This window comes from Paraflavitalea soli, assembly GCF_003555545.1.
Taxonomy (GTDB): domain Bacteria; phylum Bacteroidota; class Bacteroidia; order Chitinophagales; family Chitinophagaceae; genus Paraflavitalea; species Paraflavitalea soli.
Genome location: NZ_CP032157.1, coordinates 411,694 through 430,533, shown reverse-complemented (window position 1 = coordinate 430,533; position 18,840 = coordinate 411,694). Strand labels below are relative to the sequence as shown.

Sequence of the window (18,840 nt, the reverse complement as noted above, 5' to 3'; positions counted from 1 at the left end):
TAACCGTTAGAAATTAACATTGATCCCTACTGTGAGTATCCTTGAGGAAGGATAGGTACCCCAATCGATACCAGCCGCTTTGGCGCCTTCACCTGCAGCATTGGCGCTGGTAGCTATTTCAGGGTCGAGGCCGGTATATTTCGTAAACGTGAGCAGGTTCTGTCCGCTCACATATAGCCTGGCGGAACCAATATTCATTTTGGTGGTGAACTTCTTCGGCAGGTTGTACCCCAACTGCACATTCTTCAGGCGCAGGTAGGAACCATTTTCGAGGAAGCGGGTGGAAGTGATCTTGTTGTTCTGTGCACCCGTCCATGATAAACAGGGCAGGCTATTGCTGGTGCCTTCACCATGCCAGCTATCGGTAGCTACGCGCTCGGTAATGTTGAATGAACGGTAGAAACCTTCGATATCGGTATTGATCTGGTTAAAGATCTTATTGCCCTGCACGCCCTGGAAGAAGATGCTCAGGTCGAATGCCTTGTAACCAACAGTGCCGGTAAAGGCATACGTGATCTTAGGAATGGCGCTGCCTGCAAACACGCGGTCGTTCTGATCGATCTTGCCATCGCCGTTCACATCTTTATACTTCACATCACCGGGCTGGATGTTAGCGCCCTGGCTGGCATGGGTAAATACCTCCAGCGCATTTTGAAAGATGCCTTCCTGCTCCAACAGGTAAAATGCGCCAATGGGCTGACCTACTGCCACAGCAGTGGCGAAAATGCCATTGTCTACACGACCATAGGCCAGTTGCTGGTTATTGACCAGTTCCAACACTTCGTTGTGGATGGTAGAAAGATTGGTATTGATGCCAATGTTCCAATCTTTGGTAAGGGCCTTTTTATAATCCACTTCAAAATCGAAACCGCGGTTGAGTATTTTACCATTGTTGATCCAGGCGGGAGCGGCTACGGTGCCGGCACTGCTGGGATCGGCCGGATTGACCAGCAGGTCGCTGGTGATCTTGCGGTAATAATCTATCGTAATGTTCAGGTCGCCTTTCAGCAAACCGATGTCCAGCCCCACATCGGTGGTGGTGCTGGTTTCCCATTTTACATTGGGATTACCTTTGGCATAGATGGTATAGGCCGATGCGGCGGTAGTACCAAAGGGATAATAACCATAACTGCCAATGAGGGAGGTATAATTGTAATAGTTGATCTCCTGATTACCCAGCTGACCGATGCTGCCGCGCAGTTTGAGGTTGGAGATCCAATCCACATTTTCCATAAATTTTTCACTGCTGATGCGCCAGCCCAGTGAACCGGAATAGAAATTACCCCAGCGATCGGAAGGATCGAGCCGGGAAGAGCCATCCCTTCTGAAGTTGAAGGCGGCAATATACCGGCTATCGTACTGGTAGTCCACCCTTCCGAATACTGATGACAGGGAAGCGCTGGATTCATTTCCTCCTACACCAGGTGTAACCCCCGTGCCATTGCTGAGGTAAATGAAATTGGGCAACTGATTGGGAAAATTGCTATTGGATGCACTCAGCAATTGGGAACGGTTGAAGATGATCTCGGTACCGGCCAGGAAGTTGAACTGGTGCTTGTCGAGTTTCCAATCGTAGGTAGCTGTATTGGTCCAGTTGTAATTGAAATTATTGGTATTGGACTGCGCCAATGAATTGGGCGAGTTCTGCAGCCTTTGCGGGCTGCCCCAGGTGGGGTAGAATTGTTTGTAATCGGTAATGATATAATTGGTACCGAAGTCTGTTCTTACTTTCAGGTGTGCGATGGGCGTTATCTCGAGGTATACATTGCCCAATAGTGAGGAGGTCCTGAAATTGCGGTCGGTATTTTGCGCCAGCCCAACAGGGTTGAGGCCATCACCGAAGAATGCGGAAGGATTGGGAATATCTACCAGGGTGCCTGTCTTATCATAAACGGGACTGGCAGGTGAACGGAACAAGGCATAACGCATCACGCTGGCGCCGGGGTTACCTGCGCCAAAGCCATCACCGGAACTACCTACCTGGCGTGTTTTGTTGTAAGCCAGGTTGAGGTTGGCCCCTACACGGAACATATCGTTGATCCTGCTGTCGATGGAGGTCCTGATGTTGAAACGATCGTTGGAAGAGTTCATGATCATTCCTTCCTGGGTGAAGTAGCCCGCGGAGATCAGGTATTTGGTATTTTCTGACCCACCGCTTAAAGACAGTTGTATATTGCTCATATTGGCATCGTTCAATACTTCTTTTTGCCAGTTCACATCGGGCAGGGTATCGAGCATGCCCAGGGGGATCTGTTGCCTGCCGTCATTGGCGGCAGCGGTATTGAAAGCGGTTACATACTGCCGGGTATTGGCCATCTTCACCAGGTTCACGGGTTGTTGTACGCCGGTATAGGCATTGAGGCTTAACCGGGGCTTACCTGTTTTTCCTTTTTTAGTAGTAATGACGACTACGCCATTGGAGGCCCTGGCTCCATAGATGGAAGCTGCAGAAGCATCTTTCAGCACAGAGATGGATTCAATGTCATTGGGTGAGATCTGGTTGATGCCGTCTTTGGTGGGCACACCATCAATAATATACAAGGGATCGTTGTTGTTGATGGTGCCGATACCCCTGATGCGCACCACTACCCCATCGCCTGGCGCGCCGGTATTTTGGGTAATGGTTACACCGGCGGCCTTACCTTGTAGTATCTGGTCTACACCGCCTACAGGCAGTCCTGCTATATCGCTGGTGTTGACGGTGGAGACGGAGCCGGTCAGGTCTTTTTTGCGTTGGGTGGTATACCCTACCACGATCACATTATTAAGGGTATTGGCCTCTTCCTGCAGGGCGGCCACCAATTCTGTTTTGTTGCCGACCAGCAATGTCAGCATTTTAAATCCGATGGAACTGAACTCGAGGCTGTCGGTAGGGGCTGCGTTAATGGAGAATTTACCGGCCGCATCGGTAGCGGTACTTACTTTACTATTCTTGATCTGTACGGTGACGCCGGGAAGGGGCGTGCCCTGGGTATTGGTCACAGTACCTGATACTTTGCCTGTTTGCGCCGTGGCAGCGCTATGAAAGAGCAAGTAAACTACCAGGCAACAGATCAGCTTTCCTGTATGGCGTAGCTGCCTTGGGATCATTTTTTTCATAATGCAAACTTTTTAGATAGTCCGAAAGTCCGGAAGTCGGAAAGTCCGTCCCATACTTATGGGAGCAGAAGTCCGGCATAACCGGAAATAGTGATTATAATTACTATAAGATGTCTATCAGGATAAGGTGCGTGTTGTTGAGGGATTATCCGGGCCGGTTATATACAGGTAAAGAATTGTAATATCCGGCTGCTATGATGGTTGAAATAAGGGGCGGGCATTGGCAATGAATCGTTGGCATAGTGGCGTAATTGAAGCCGGAAAGCTAGTTTGAAAGTCGTCCTGATCGCTACACTATGGTAACATTTTAGTGTACAGGAGTAACATTAAGTGGCTGATCCACTTTAAATTACACGACTCCTCTTTTTTCCCGGTACTCGCCGGGGGCGCAGTGGTAGGTTTTCCTGAACTCGCGGAAGAAGTAAGACTGGTTGTTGAACCCGGTCCGATAAAATATTTCCATCACACTTAATTGTGTATTGACGAGCAGGGCGGCAGCGTGGCGGAGGCGGGTAAGGCGGATGAACTCGCCGGGGGTCATGCCCGTCAGCGTTTTCAGTTTCCGGTACAATTGCATTTTGCTGAGGTTGCATTCCTTTTCGAGCAGGAGGGCATTCAATTCAGCCTCCGCCAGGTTCTCTTCTATTATCTGTATGACCTTTGCCAGGAATGTTTTGTCATCGCCTGAAAGACCGGCATCCTCCAGTTCCTGCACCGTCTGGCCTTTTTTAAATACCTCCACCAGTTTTTGCCGGTACTCCAGCATTTTCCGTACCCGCAGCTGCAGGTGGGCCGCATGAAAGGGTTTGGCCATATAAGCGTCGGCGCCTGATTCATATCCTTCCATATGATGATCTTCTGCGCCGCGTGCAGATAACATAATAATAGGTATATGACAGGTAGCGGGGGCATTTTTTACCCGGCTGCAAAAATCAAGGCCATTCATATTGGGCATCATCACATCACAGATAATCAGATCGGGCATGATCAACTCCATCTGTTCGAGGGCTTTCAGGCCATCGATGGCCTCGTGGATAATGTAATCCATTTTCAATATGTCTTTTACCAGGAACCTGATATTGGTATCGTCTTCCACCAGCAGGATGTTTTGCCGGCTGCCGGTCTGCAGTGTTTCCAGGATGGCTTGTTTGTTGTTCTCCGTTGCTGATAAAGCAGTGGCAGGCTCGGGATGAGTAGTTACCGAGCGATACAGCAAGGAGGGCTGGTGACTCATGACCTTTACTTCCAGGGGCGACTTGTTCTCCATCTCTTCGGGGGTGATGGGCAGGCATACTTTGAAAGTGATGCGCCCCTGCGTGCTGGCTACGGTGATGCGGCCTTTGAGCAGGGAGACCAACTGCCGGGTAAAGGCGAGGCCGATGCCAGTGCCGAATTTATCGGTAGTGGCTGTAGCAGAACGGCTCACATAGAATTGCTCAAAAAGCTGGTCGAGCGCTTCTTTGGACAAGGTATCACAGGAGTTGGTGACGGTAATTTCCAATTCCTTTGTTTGTATGTTCTCTGCTGCGCTGAAGAATACCTGCTCATTTTTAGAGGAATGCTTGAAAGCGTTGGACAACAGGTTGAAGATGATCTTTTCCATTTTATCCTTGTCCATCCACCCGGTGATCCCGGGCTGAATGCTGAGCTCGTATTCCATACCATTCTTTTCGCTCAGGGATAAGAATGGTTCTGCCAGGTTGTGCAACAGGGCAGAAATATCAATGAAACTATATTGGTTGTTGGAAAAACCGGCTTCCCCTTTCCTGAATTCCAGCAATTGCTGTACCAGGTAGGTAAGTCGTGACGCCTGCTGGTGAATGAGCGAAAGAAAATAAGGCTTGTCTTTAAGCCCTGCATCAGGATTGGCTTTGTCGATAAACCGTTCTACCGAACCCATGATGAGGGTAAGCGGTGTTTGCAGTTCATGGGCAATATTGGTGAAGAAGCCAATGCGGCTTTGGTGCATAGCCTCATCTTTTTCGCGCAGGCGGTGTTCTATTTCGAGCTGGTGCCTGATCTCCTGTTTGTTCTTGCGGTAGATATAAATGATGTAGAAGATACATGCTGCCACCAACGCATAAAATGCCAGTGCGTACCAGCGCAACAATACATATTGTAATACGGTGGTGGTGAGCAAGGTGGTTTCCGGCGACCAATTGCCTTCCCCATTGCTCCATTTGACGCGCAGGGTATATTTGCCAGGCCCCATATTGCTATAGGCGATCTTACCGGAAGTGCCATTGTAATGCCAGGCTTTGTCGTATCCTTCCAGGAACCAGGCATATTCGCATTTTTCGGCATTGAGAAAACTGATGGCCTTCATGTCCAGTTCAAAGAAATTGTCTTTCCGGCTGATGTCTATGTGAAAAGGTTGGTTGTTGGCAGTATCCAACACCTGGTATCCATTAAGCGCGGTCTCTTTGCCACCTACCAGCATACCCGACAATAAGAGGTTGGGCTGCCAGCGGGTATCGCGGATGCCCGCCGGAAAGAACTGGTTGAACCCATAGGTGCCGCCAAAGAACAGGCGTCCTTCCCGATCCTTCCACACAGCGCCATCTGAAAATTCATTGCTCTGCAATCCATCGCCTTGCTGGTAATAAGCTACCTGGTCGCCGGCAGGGCTAATGCGGGCCAGCCCTTTGTTGGTGCTTACCCAAATTTGTCCCGTACTGTCTTCGGTAATGGCGTGGATGGTATTGTTGGGTAGTCCATTGAAGGTAGTGAGTTTCCGGAAGCGAGGTTCCTTGCCGGCAGCCTGTTCTGCATCGATCCAGTTGAGTCCATAACTGGTGCCTACCCACAAGCGGTTGCGGCTATCTTTAAACAGTGACAATACATCGTTGTTCGACAAACTTCCTTCGTAGGTAAATGCCTTGAATGTTTTGAAAAGGCGGGTCTTTTTATCAAAAAGAGAAAGACCACCATAGCGGCAGCCGACCCATAACTGATCATTGTCTGCCTCCGCAAGCGCATAGATGATATCATTAGCAGGTCCGGTATTGCTGTTGTTGAACAAAAAACGTTCAAGCGCAGCAACGCTCCATTGACCGGATCGTTCTCTCTTTATTTTGAGGTGTACCAATCCATAACCGCTGGTGCCCAGCCATAGGGAAAGATCATCATCCTGCCGGATCGCATAGACCGATCCGAATTCGGGCCAGGCGGCTGTTCCTTTAATATCGGACCACTTGTAAAACTTTCTGCTGCCGGGATCATAGATGCCGATGCCCCGGGCATCGGTACCAATGTATACCAACCCATCGATCCCTTTGGTCAGTGCATATACGGAATTATTATCGAGAGCGGCAGGCGCCGTCAAATATTCCTGCGCAGCCGCATTGTTCTCTTTCCAAAACTGTTTGAGGGCCATGATACCACTGCCCTTGGTGCCCACCCACAATTCGCCATTCACTTCACAGAAAGACCGCACGGCCCTGTTATAGGGCATGCCATTGCCGGCGGTACCGATGGTACCGAAAGATTTTGTTTTGGGATATACTTTAATGATGCCATTGCCATCGGTACCATACCAGAGAATGTCCTCACTGCCAACTGCCCAGGATGTAATGCGTATGTCCTGTAACTCCTGTGTTGGTTGTTGCAAAAAATCATCGGACCTGAAATGCTGGTCATATACGCCGTATCCCTTGGTAGACCAGGCCAGCAAGTAATGTTGTTTGTAAAAAGTAATAGCGGACAGTGCATGCGGGAGGGCCATGATCCACTCGGGGGTCCTGGAGGTCGTATTCAGCCGGTACAACTGATCATCCATAGTAGTGAAAAACAATTCCGTTCCTACGCGAAACAGGTTGGCAGCAGGCGCTTTGCTATTGACACTTGCGACCACCCTGAAACGATGGTCTGCCTGGGAGAAGACAGTAATGCCGCCATTGGCATCCAGGGCCCATAACTGGTTGTCTTCGTCAAAGCTGAGTTTGCTGACGGGTGTTTGAGGCAAGAGATTACCCGGATTGCGAAAACTGTCGATGGCCGCATCATACCAATGAATACCTGTTTTCTGATCGAGGCACCAGACATTGCCTGCGGCATCGGTGGTCAATGCATATTCCTGTTCACTCACCCTACCCTGCTGGTGCTGACTGTAAAAATAATTGTAGAAGCGCCCCGACTGTTTTTCGTACCGGGAAATACCTTCAATGGTAGTGACCCATATATTGCCTTTTTTATCTTCCGTAACCTGACGGATGACATTGCTGCCAATGCTTTTAAGATCGTTCTCTTTGCTGTAATTAAATACGTGGAAAGTATTGCCATCATACATATTGAGGCCATCCCAGGTGGCAATCCATAGAAGGTTGCTGGCATCCTTATAGATGTAATTGATGGCGCTGTTGGAAAGTCCGTTGCGGTTGTCGTATTGCTGCAGGAAAAAAGGATCAGCTCCACCGGCCCAGGTAACGGGGGAAATAAAAATGGAAGTAATCAACAGGCAGGCAAGCAACCGGGCAGACCTCATAGTAACCGTATTTTTAATACCTGGATGTATAGAAGCGGTTACTAAGGTAAGCAAATAGCAGCAGAATGATTTTAACGGCTTGTTATCAGGTGATCTTAAGCGACAATGTTTTGAGGTAGTTAATAGAGGAAGCGCAGACTGCTAACCAATACCGCGCCTTTTCAAAAGTAATGACAATACTTTCTTCCTGCAGTACATACCGGATGCTGAGCATCATATTGGGATTGGTGGTGATGGGCAATTCGGCTTCGCCGGTAACCCGACGGGAAGGATATTGCAACAGCATCCAATCTACCGCCGCGATGGCCTCGACGATCGCCTGGCGATAGTCGGCGTCCTTTCCTGTTGTTAATATTTTAAGCGCAGTTGAAAAGTGTTGCCGTATCGGTTCTTCCGTAGTGTCGTTGAGCACTACCTTTTCAATTTCATTCAGATCGCTCATGGATGCATTTTTCGCTATAGCACTTTCTTTTTGTACAGGTTTCTTCATGACAGCCATTTTAGTGGTTCCTGACAGGTATTGATCTCCCTATTAAATTAAGATTAAAACCCTTAATTATTGCCTGTACAACAGTGGTTTAGCACAACTTTAAGAATACATGTATTATTATTTAACAGATGCATCTGAAATACAGGAAACCAGCCAGGTTTTGCCGGTTTAACCGGCTTTTTTTTGCGCTGCAACACAAAAAACTGGGCGCCCTGACCGCTGATGAAGTGAAGACTGCTGCTTTACTTCAACTCGTTGGTATGGGCGCCCATCTGTTATAATAAGCTATGTAGCTGCTTAATTTGCTTCCGGTCTTCTCCGGCCTCCGCCGGTAGCATTGCCGCTTTGTTCCAGTTCACGGTTCATCTGTTCAATATCAACAGGTCTTTCGGTGGTATCGCCCATTAAATACAGGGTGAAATAATCGGCCATACGCCAGAAGAAATACTCGGTCATATCAGCATAGCCATGGCGCTGACCGGGCAGTATCACCAGGTCAAAACGTTTGTTGGATTTAATGAGTGCGTTGGCTACGCGGATGGTACCGCCAGGATGTACGTTGTTGTCAATATCACCGGTGGTAAGCATCAGGTGCCCCTTGAGGTTCTTCACAAGGTCCTGGTTCTTCTCAATACTGTAGGCGAATGTTGTATCGCCTTTATCAGTGATGGTTTCCTTTACACCATGGTGTTGCTCGCTCCACCAACGGTTGTAGATGGAATTATCGTGGTTGCCGGAAGAAGATACAGCTACTTTAAAGAAATCAGGATATACCAACATGGCAGCGGTGCTCATAAAGCCTCCACCCGAATGTCCGTGGATACCTATGCGGTTAATGTCAAACCAGGGATAGCGGTCGGCCAGTTGTTCAGCGGCTGCTTTCTTATCGGCCAGGCCATAATCGCGCAGGTTACCATACCCGTAATTGTGGTACCATTTGCTGCGGGAAGGATGGCCGCCACGGTTGCCCATGGTGATCACGATAAAGCCCAGGTTGGCCAACCGGTCGGTCCTGTCCATACCTCTTCCAAAAGCTTTGTTCACCGCTTCTGTTTGCGGACCAGGATATACGTATTCAATCACCGGATATTTCTTCGTGGAATCAAAGTCCATGGGTTTGTAGATCACCCCATAAATATCGGTGATGCCATCATCGGCCTTTACTTTGAAAGGTTGTGGGAATTTATAACCCGTGGCCATCAGGGAAGAAAGGTCGGCTGTTTCCAGGTCCATTACTTTACGGCCATCGGATGCGTACAGTACCGATTTGGGTACAGTATTGACCCTGGAAAAATTGTCTACAAAGAATGTTTCATTGTCGTTGATGCTCATGGCGTGTTCAAACTCGCCGGGGTTGAGCAACTTGAGACCGGAACCATCGAAGTTCACACGGTAAGCGTGCAAATAGTAGGGGTCTTCGCCTGCTTCCCTGCCATTGGCAGAGAAATACAATACGCGCTTGGCTTCATCAATGCCCAGTATGCTCTCCACATGCCAGGTGCCGGAGGTGATCTGGTTCTTCAGCTTGCCATTTTCATCATAGAGATAAAAATGCGCCCAGCCATCACGCTCGCTCCAATGGATCATTTCCTTGCCTTCAGCAATAAGGCCCACGCGCCTTACCTCGATATAAGTATTAAACCTTTCTTCGATGAGGGGTTTTACATTACCGGTATTAATGTCTACGAGACAAATATCTACTTTCTTCAAATCGCGGCCTGTGCGGGTAAAATAGAACTTGCTGTTGTTGCCGAGCCAGGTGAGGGGGCGCCAATCATCATCGCGTGTATTAGCGGGGGCGGGTGTAGACCAGATAGAAAGATTTTGGTCTTTAAAAGCAGATACCGGCATTTCTTTACCACTGTGGGCTGTCATATCAAACAGGTAGAGGTGATCTACGGGCGCTTCTTTTTCACCGGGCATCCAGTATTTGTAGGTTTCCAGCGTTGGCCTTGGATCGGCAATGCTGTTGATCACCCACAGGTCCTTCACCTTTCGGTCGTCCCTGCGCACCAGTGAGAAATATTTGGAGTCGGGTGACCAGAAAGCTGTTACGGATTTACGCTTGTCTTTATTTTTCTCTTTGTCTACATTGGTCTCGTTGCCCAACCCGCCGCCACCTGAATGATAGCTGTAATACTCTACCCCATCGGTCGTGAGCTTATTCTCCACAATGGTAGAATCATCTTCTTTCTTCAGGGCTTTTTCATAATTGGCTTTGTCCATCCAATAGAGGTTGTAATTGCGGCCAAAGAGAATGGTATTGCCATCGGGTGAGATGGCTGCCCAGGAGGGCTTGCGTTTAGGCTTTTTAAAATCGGGGAGTTCGGTCAACTCGCGCGTATTGATATTGTATTCAAAATAGAATACTTTCTTTTCCCTTGCAGGAGGCGTGGCAGCAGCTGCCCCCCTTCTTCCTGTACTGGCGGCCGTATCCTTCTTTTCTACATCTGCGGTGCTTTTCACTTCAAACTGTATCCAGTTCTCATCTTTAATGAACCGCATGCTGTCGATACCGAGGTGCTGGGCATCGAAGGGATCTTTTACTATGCGGGTGATCTTGGCAGCCAGGTCGGCATTGTCGAATAATAATTTTTTCTCCCCTTTCACCGGATCTACGATGTACCATTTCCTGCCATCGGTGGTTTCATATTCATACCAGAAGCGATCACTTTTCTTGAGCCAGTGCGGATCAACGCTGGCGCTGAAGATGAGCTTATCCAGTTTCCGGGGGGCAAACCGGGCAGCCTGCTGGTAATTGGCTTTGGTAACAAGGTTATTTTGTGCGGATACTGCTGTAACAGCCAGTAATAAGATCACGAGGGAAATACTTCTCATGTGCGGGGTGGGTTGATGTTGCCGCGAAGATCGGGATTTCAGTCCTTGCCTGACAAGGGATGCGCAACCGGTTGTCAGGAAATATCACCTCCTACATAAAGCACAGGAAAAACAGGTGTTAGCTTTTAGCTGCGCGGTAGTGGCTGTTAGCTAAAACCTAATGCCTAAAACCTAACACCTTGCCCGATGGCCGGAATGGTATATTTTATGTCCTGGCAGACAGGCCAGCCAGCCACTACCTTTAGGGGGAAATAAATAAAATAGTATGAAGAAGGTAGCTATTAACGGATTTGGAAGAATAGGCCGTATGACCTTAAGGGCATTGCAGGATAAGCCTGGTATTGAAGTAGTGGCAATTAATGACCTCACTGATGTGGCCACGCTTGCGCACCTGCTGAAGTTTGACAGTGCGCATGGTAAGTTTCCCGGCACTATAGCAGCCACCGATAAAGAACTGACGGTAAACGGGAAGGTTATTAAGATGCTGAGTGAAAAAGATCCAGCCAAACTTCCCTGGGCAGCATTGGACATTGATGTAGTGATTGAATCGACCGGCCGCTTTACGGATCGGGCTGCTGCCCGGGCGCACCTGAGTGCCGGTGCTAAAAAGGTGTTGATCACTGCGCCTGCCACGGGCGGCGTAAAGACGATTGTGCACGGTATCAACAATGAACTGATCGGTGATGATGATATCTATTCCACGGCGTCCTGTACTACGGGTGGTATTGCTCCTGTGCTGTATATACTGGAGAAAGAATTTGGCATTGAGAGTGGCTTTATGAGTACTGTGCATGCTTTCACAGCTGACCAGCAATTGCAGGATGCTCCCCACCGCGATCTGCGCCGGGCCCGTGCTGCTACGCATTCCATTATTCCCACCAGTACCGGCGCGGCCAAGGCGATTGGCGATGTGCTGCCTGCGCTCAAAGGGAAAATGGATGGTTATTCTTACCGGGTGCCGGTGATTGACGGATCGGTAGCTGATATCACGGTGAATCTTTCCAAAGCAGTTTCTGCAGACGTTTTGAATGCGCTGTTTAAGCAATATGCGGATGGCCCATTGAAAGGTATTCTCGAATACACAGAAGAGCCGCTGGTATCGGCGGATATCCTCGGCAATACGCATTCTTCCATTATTGATGGCAAGCTCACCAAAGTGATCCAAAAGACGGTGAAGGTGGTAGCCTGGTACGATAATGAGATGGGTATCTCCAACAGGATCTCAGAATTGATTACGGAACTGTAACAAACTATCTGGTTTACATTTGCCAAAACAGCTATTATGGGACCTACCCGCAAAAGCAAAAGGAAAGTTGTTCTTGTAGCCATGCCCGGGGCGCACCTGCTCGATGTGGCAGGCCCCGGGGATGTCTTTTCACTGGCTTCCAAAGTGGCAGCTGCCGCCACCGGCAGTGATGCTTTTGGCTACGAGATCATACTCGCTTCTGCTACCCGGTCGAAGCGTGTGGTATCAGCTTCAGGTATTACACTTACCTGTGCGGTGAATGTGGTGGATATTGATTTCCCGGTTGACACGATGTTGATCGGCGGTATGTCCTTTGCCACAGCCGGTCAGCTGCCGGCCGCGTTCTTTGATTGGCTACGCAATAACCAGAAACGGGTACGTCGTATGGGCTCGGTATGTGTAGGTGCTTTTGCATTGGCCAAAGCGGGCTTGCTGGACCATCGACATGCCACCACGCATTGGGAATACTGTGAGCAATTACAATATGATTATCCGTTGGTACAGGTAGATAGCAGTCCTTTTTATGTGCAGGATGGCAGTGTCTATACTTCCGGCGGGCTCACTTCGGGCATGGACCTCGCGCTGGCGCTGGTAGAGGAAGACCTGGGCCGTGATATTGCGCTCACAGTAGCCCGTAAGCTGGTATTGCATTTGAAAAGGCCGGGCAGTCAAAATCAGTTTGGCCAATCCCTGCCGCCGCTTGAATTGACAAGCCCGCTGGTGAGGACCATCCACCCCTGGCTGTTGCAGCACCTGCACCAACCGCTACAGGTAGAGGATATGGCTACGCAGGCCAATATGAGCGTGCGCAATTTCAGTCGCGTGTTCTTTAAAGAGACCGGTCTTACTCCTGCCAAGTTCCTGGAGAAAATGCGGCTGGATATAGCCCGCAAGTTCCTCTCAGACTCAGACCTCAATATAGAGCAGATCGCTGAAAAATGCGGCCTCGGCGGTATGGTGTCCATGCGCCGGGTATTCCTGCGGCATTTGAAAGTAACACCCAGTTCCTACCGCAATACTTTCCGCACTTCGCTGGTGAGAGAAGTGGAATGATCTCCGAAACAGGACATCCATTGTATCAAAAGCGTACATCTCCCCAGGCATCCTTTGCTTAACAAGCTGGTTATCACAGCGCCCTGGAAATGGTATTATTTGTGCGTTTCACTGCCTACACCAATTCAACCATTTCACTATGTGGCGCAACTACCTGAAAACCGCCTGGCGGAACCTGCTGAAAAATAAAGCATACAGTGTGATCAATGTACTGGGACTGGCCGCCGGCATGGCGGTAGCCCTCCTGATCGGCCTGTGGGTATACAATGAATACTCCTACGACCGGTTCTTACCGGGTTATCAGCAGTTATACCGGGTACAACGCAATTACGACAGCAATGGTGACACGCTTACTTTCAGGTCCACTTCACCCAAACTAGCGATTGCGCTGGCCAATGAGATCCCGGAAATTGAACATGTGGCCATCAGTGATTGGATAAGTCAGCGTGGGTTGATGGTAGGTGATAAAAAGTTGTTTTTGCGGGGCGCTCAGGCGGGCGGTGATTTTCTAAAGATGTTCCGGTATCCGCTTACAAAAGGTGATCCCAATACGGTATTTGCCGACGCCTATTCTATTGTGTTGACTGAAAGCACGGCCAAAGCCTTGTTTGGAGATGCGGACCCCATTAATAAGATGGTGCGGTACAACAACCAAAATGACCTGAGAGTAACAGGTATACTAAAAGATATTCCGGCCAACTCCACGCTGCAATTCAACTTCGTGGTGCCTTTCAGCTACCTGGAACAGGCAAACCCCGGCATGAAGGAAGGCTACAGCAGTTTTGACAACAACGGATACCAAATATTTGTACAACTGAAGCCTGGCGTTACCCTGGCACAGGTGGCCGGCAAGATCAGAACTATTGAGCACAGTGAAAAAGGGAACACCAATGCCATGAACTCCTATGTCACCTTACAGCCCCTGGAGCGCTGGCATTTGTATTCAAACTATATAAACGGAAAAGACACGGCGGGCTTTCTTGAATATGTACACACTTTTACGCTGATCGGTGTGCTGGTATTGCTGATCGCCTGTATCAACTTCATCAACCTCACCACGGCCCGTTCTGAAAAAAGAGCGCGTGAAGTAGGCGTACGGAAAGCAGTAGGCTCACGCCGGAAAGACCTCATCCTGCAATTCCTCGCTGAATCACTCGTGCTCACGCTGATCGCCTTTGTATTTGCCGTAGTCTTCGTGCAAATGGCCTTACCTGCCTTTAATACACTTACGGGCGGTCAATTGGCATTGCCTGTTGGCAGTACAGGTTTCTGGGGACTGCTGTTGGCTGGCGTACTCGTCACCGCCCTCATCGCGGGCAGCCGGCCAGCTTTCTATCTTTCTTCCTTTCAGCCGGTGAAAGTATTGAAAAGCAGTGTGGGCAGCGGCAAGTCCAATTCTCCTTTCCGCAAAATACTGGTAGTGGCACAATTCAGTTGTTCCATTGCCTTGATCACCAGTACGGTCATTATTTACCAGCAGGTGCAACATGCCAAAAGCCGCCCGAGTGGTTATGACCTCGACCGGCTGGTGATGAGCCCTTCCAGCTCCGATCTCACCAATAACTACACGGCCCTGAAAAATGAATTGATCGCCCAGGGCATTGCTAGCCAGGTGACCACCGCCAGCAGCCCGGCCACGGACGTATACTGGCATTCTGATATTGGCCAGTGGCCCGGCAAAAAAGCAGGGGAAACGGTAGAGATGGGTATTATCATGGTAACGGAAGATTATTTCAAAACGATGGGCATGCAAATAATACAAGGCCGTGATTTTGCCGGTGTAGCCGATAGCAACCAGGTGATCTTTAATGAGGCAGCGATCGCCCGCTTACGCATCAAAGACCCGGTTAACCAAACCATTCGCTGGGGTGGCAGGGCGCGGCAGATCGCTGGTGTAGTAAAAGATGCACTCATGCTTTCTCCTTTTTCTCCTGCCGATCCCACCATGTTTGTGATCGATCGCGGTGCGCAGGGACACCTGCTGTATCGCTTGTCGCCCAATACGAACACGGCCAATGCCCTTGCACAGCTTACCACCATCTTCAATAAATACAACCCGGCCTATCCCTACCAATATGAATTTGTGGACCAGAGTTATGCCGCCAAATTCAAACTGGAAGTATTGATCGGTCAATTGTCGGCCCTCTTTGCCGGTCTGGCCATCTTTATCAGTTGCCTGGGACTCTTTGGCCTGGCTGCCTATATAGCCGAACAACGCACCAAAGAAATAGGTATCCGCAAAGTATTGGGCGCCTCGGTATCACAACTGTGGATGCTGTTGTCAAAAGACTTTATCGTGCTGGTGTTGATCAGTTGCGTGATCGCAACACCCATTACCTATTATTACCTGCACGACTGGTTGCAACAATATAATTACCGGATCAGCATCCAGCCAATAGTGTTCGTGATAGCAGCGATATTGGCTATTGTGATCACCATTGTCACCATTAGTGTGCAGGCTATCAGGGCAGCCCTGGCCAACCCGGTAAAGAGCCTGCGAACGGAGTAACGCCCGGCAGTTGGTGCAACCGTATGCGCATTTTTTATTGTCTGTCAAGCAGGCCTGCTTCCCAATTATGCCTTACCTTTTGGCACTGATTGAAGCAAGCATGACCAAACAATTATTCTACGCGTGTACAATATTATTGCTGGCTGGCATTACCCAGGCAGCAGCGCAGCCAACAGTTCGACACAACTTATCATTCAACAAACTGGCCACGCGCTGGGATGAGGCCATGCCCCTGGGTAATGGCATGCTGGGCGCCCTGGTATGGGAAAAGAACAAGCGGCTAAGGTTGTCACTTGACAGGGCCGATCTCTGGGACGACCGCAAAGCGCTGGATCTTACCGGCTACACCTTCAAATGGGTGGAAGCCCAGGTATTGAAAAAGGATTACCAGCCGGTACAAAATGCCCTGGATGCTCCTTATGACCAATCTCCCTACCCTACCAAACTGCCGGCCGCAGCCATCGAGTTTGACATCTCCCCTTTGGGTAAAGTAGTATCGAATATACTTGACATCAAAACAGCTATCAATACAGTACGCTTTGAAAACGGGGCCATTTTCAGTTGTTATGTACAGGCCAGCGAACAACGGGGTTATTTCCGTTTTGAGCACCTGCCTGCCGGTATAGATCCGGCCCTGGTGATGCATAACTATAGCGGCAATATCAAGGCAACGAACGACAATAGCCATGCCGGTGAAGGATTGCAAAAGCTGGGGTATTCAACAGGCACCTTAACGCAAGGCAACCAAAGCATCCTGTACCACCAACCCACCGCACAGGGAAAATATTATGAAGTACTGGTTAAATGGCAATCAGGCAAAGGAGGTTCGCTACAGGGTACCTGGACCATCACCAATACACAACAGGCAGTGATCGCCCCTGCTGCTATCGCTAACCTGTACAATACCGGTCAGACCTCACATATCAATTGGTGGAAGCAATTCTGGAAACAATCATCCGTGGCGCTGCCCGATAGTTTACTGGAAAAACAATATTACCTGGAGCTATATAAGCTGGGTTGTGTGGCGCGTCCGGGCGCACCTGCTATTACGCTGCAGGCGGTTTGGACGGCCGATAATGGCAGCCTGCCGCCCTGGAAAGGAGATTTTCATAATGACCTCAATACGCAACTGAGTTATTGGCCTGCCTATACGGCCAATCACCTTAGCGAAAGCGCCAGCTTTACCGATTGGCTCTGGAAAATAAAAGCCGGTAATGAACAGTTTACCAAACAGTATTTTGAAGTAGGCGGATTGAATGTCCCGGGTGTGGCCACCATCAGCGGCGCTCCCATGGGCGGCTGGATACAATATGCACTGTCACCCACCGTGAGCGCCTGGCTAAGCCAGCATTTTTACTGGCAATGGAAGTATTCCATGGACCCGCAATTCCTGGCCAACAAGGCCTATCCTTATTTACATGCGGCAGCTACTTTCCTGGAAAATATTACGCGATTGGAAAACGGCGTGCGTATGCTGCCCTTAAGCTCCAGCCCGGAATACCACGACAATGATATCAGGGCCTGGTTCAGGCAATGGAGTAATTATGATCTGTCGCTGGCGAAGTTTCTTTTTAAAGCAGCCGCTGAAGTCAGCAAGGCCCATGGCAAAACAGCAGAGAGTCAACATTGGCAGCAGGTATTGAATGAACTACCTGCTTTTGAAGTAAATGAAACAGGTTTTACCCTCGCACCCGGAGAAAACCTCGAAGCATCGCACCGGCATATGAGCCAATACATGGCCATTTATCCCCTGGCATTGCTGGACATTAACCGGCCAGCCGACAGAACAGTAATCGAAAACTCCCTCAAAGGGATCGAGGCGATGGGCACACGTGCCTGGTGTGGTTATTCTTTCAGCTGGATGGCCTGCCTCTATGCACGGGCCTATGAAGCAGACAAAGCGGTACAACAGTTACAGATATTCGCCTCCAATTTCTGTTCACCCAATAGTTTCCATCTCAACGGTGATCAGAAAGGCGGACAATACTCGGGCTTTACCTATCGCCCATTTACGCTGGAAGGTAATTTTGCTTTTGCCCAGGGCGTGCAGGAGCTGCTCTTGCAAAGCCGGGAAGGGTATGTAGAAGTATTTCCGGCTGTTCCGAAATCATGGCAGGAGGTGTCTTTTACTGATCTGCGTGCAGAAGGAGCTTTCCTGGTAAGCGCCCGTAAAGAAAAAGGTGTACCGGTATATGTAAAAGTTACTGCCACCAGGGATGGGCTATTAAACATCAGGTTGCCTTTTAAAAAATACAGGATACAAAGCAAAGTAATTATCCCTGGCGCCACAGAAGGCGTCGATACCCTGCCGCTTCACCTGAGACAAGGGCAGGTAGTGGAATTTGAAGCCTATTAGATTGCAGAGCCTATCTATTGCTGCGCAATGCGGGTAACGCGGCTGAGGATATCAGCCTTATAGTTTTTAGTCATCGGCACATGCTTCTTATCCACGATCAGTTCATCATTGCGTATACTGTCTATGCGGTGGATATTCACATAAAATGACCTGCTGGTGCGCACAAAAGCCGGATTGGCCAGTTGCGCCACCACATTATTGGAGCTTAACGAAAGTTTGTAGCATTTATCCTGCGCACAATGGACCAGGGTAAACATGCCATTGGCCTCCAGGTAAAGAATATCTTTAAACAATACCTTCGTATATTCATTACCATAGTAAACGAATATCCCATCGGCCACCCGCTCGCCCAGGGTCATAATGGTTTGGTTTGGTGCCGGGGAGGCTTGTACAGACAACGGCTTTAGCAAGGCCAGTTCTACAGCCTGGATGAGCGCAGCATCGGTATAGGGCTTGTTGATATAATATTGCGGAAGGGCTCCCTTTGCCTGTTGAAATACCTGCATATTGGTCTGTTCTGTAATAAACACAATGGGTTTGGCCGATTGCTGCCGGATAATACCCGCAGTAGAAATGCCGTCGATCATCCCTGCCAGCCCAATGTCCATCAATATCACATCGGGCTCAAATTCGTGCAATGCTTCCAGGGCCTCTTCGCCCGAAGGGAGGGCCAGGCATTCATACCCCTTCCGGCTAAGCGTAAGTGTCATGGCTGCACTTACAATGATCTCATCTTCTACGATCAGCACTCTTTTCTTTTCCATAC

Annotated in this window: 9 protein-coding genes; 4 read left to right on the top strand and 5 right to left on the bottom strand. The window is 49.3% G+C overall.

What is annotated here, in order from left to right; genetic code table 11:
- Nucleotides 1–6: 6 nt before the first annotated feature.
- The 4 genes from D3H65_RS01660 to D3H65_RS01645 all read right to left on the bottom strand — a co-directional run bounded on the left by D3H65_RS01660 (nucleotide 7) and on the right by D3H65_RS01645 (nucleotide 10,910).
- Entirely contained in the window at nucleotides 7–3,099 is a 3,093-nt protein-coding gene (locus D3H65_RS01660) for a SusC/RagA family TonB-linked outer membrane protein (protein ID WP_119048592.1), read from the bottom strand.
- 349 nt (nucleotides 3,100–3,448) lie between these two features.
- The gene (locus D3H65_RS01655) at nucleotides 3,449–7,582 is read right to left on the bottom strand and encodes a hybrid sensor histidine kinase/response regulator transcription factor (RefSeq protein WP_119048591.1); all 4,134 of its coding nucleotides are present in this window, start codon (nucleotides 7,580–7,582) and stop codon (nucleotides 3,449–3,451) included.
- 85 nt (nucleotides 7,583–7,667) lie between these two features.
- Nucleotides 7,668–8,072, bottom strand: a complete 405-nt coding sequence (locus D3H65_RS01650) for a hypothetical protein (protein WP_119048590.1) — start codon at nucleotides 8,070–8,072, stop codon at nucleotides 7,668–7,670.
- A 297-nt stretch (nucleotides 8,073–8,369) separates the two neighbouring features.
- Entirely contained in the window at nucleotides 8,370–10,910 is a 2,541-nt protein-coding gene (locus tag D3H65_RS01645) for a S9 family peptidase (RefSeq protein ID WP_119048589.1), read from the bottom strand.
- Nucleotides 10,911–11,175: 265 nt separating this feature from the next.
- On the opposite strand from D3H65_RS01645, the gene gap reads away from it, so the two are divergent.
- The 4 genes from gap (at nucleotide 11,176) to D3H65_RS01625 (ending at nucleotide 18,074) form a co-directional block, all read left to right on the top strand.
- Nucleotides 11,176–12,156 carry a type I glyceraldehyde-3-phosphate dehydrogenase gene (gap, locus tag D3H65_RS01640; RefSeq protein ID WP_119048588.1) on the top strand — a complete coding sequence of 327 codons (981 nt, stop codon included), beginning with the start codon at nucleotides 11,176–11,178 and terminating at the stop codon, nucleotides 12,154–12,156.
- Between the two features lie 36 nt (nucleotides 12,157–12,192).
- Nucleotides 12,193–13,209, top strand: coding sequence for a GlxA family transcriptional regulator (locus D3H65_RS01635; RefSeq protein ID WP_119048587.1), 1,017 nt, complete (start codon nucleotides 12,193–12,195; stop codon nucleotides 13,207–13,209).
- A gap of 139 nt (nucleotides 13,210–13,348) precedes the next feature.
- The gene (locus D3H65_RS01630; protein WP_119048586.1) at nucleotides 13,349–15,718 is read left to right on the top strand and encodes an ABC transporter permease; all 2,370 of its coding nucleotides are present in this window, start codon (nucleotides 13,349–13,351) and stop codon (nucleotides 15,716–15,718) included.
- A gap of 100 nt (nucleotides 15,719–15,818) precedes the next feature.
- Entirely contained in the window at nucleotides 15,819–18,074 is a 2,256-nt protein-coding gene (locus D3H65_RS01625; RefSeq protein ID WP_119054349.1) for a glycosyl hydrolase family 95 catalytic domain-containing protein, read from the top strand.
- Nucleotides 18,075–18,088: 14 nt separating this feature from the next.
- Here the strand turns inward: D3H65_RS01625 and D3H65_RS01620 are convergent, their stop codons facing one another.
- Entirely contained in the window at nucleotides 18,089–18,838 is a 750-nt protein-coding gene (locus D3H65_RS01620; RefSeq protein WP_119048585.1) for a LytR/AlgR family response regulator transcription factor, read from the bottom strand.
- Nucleotides 18,839–18,840 lie beyond the last annotated feature (2 nt).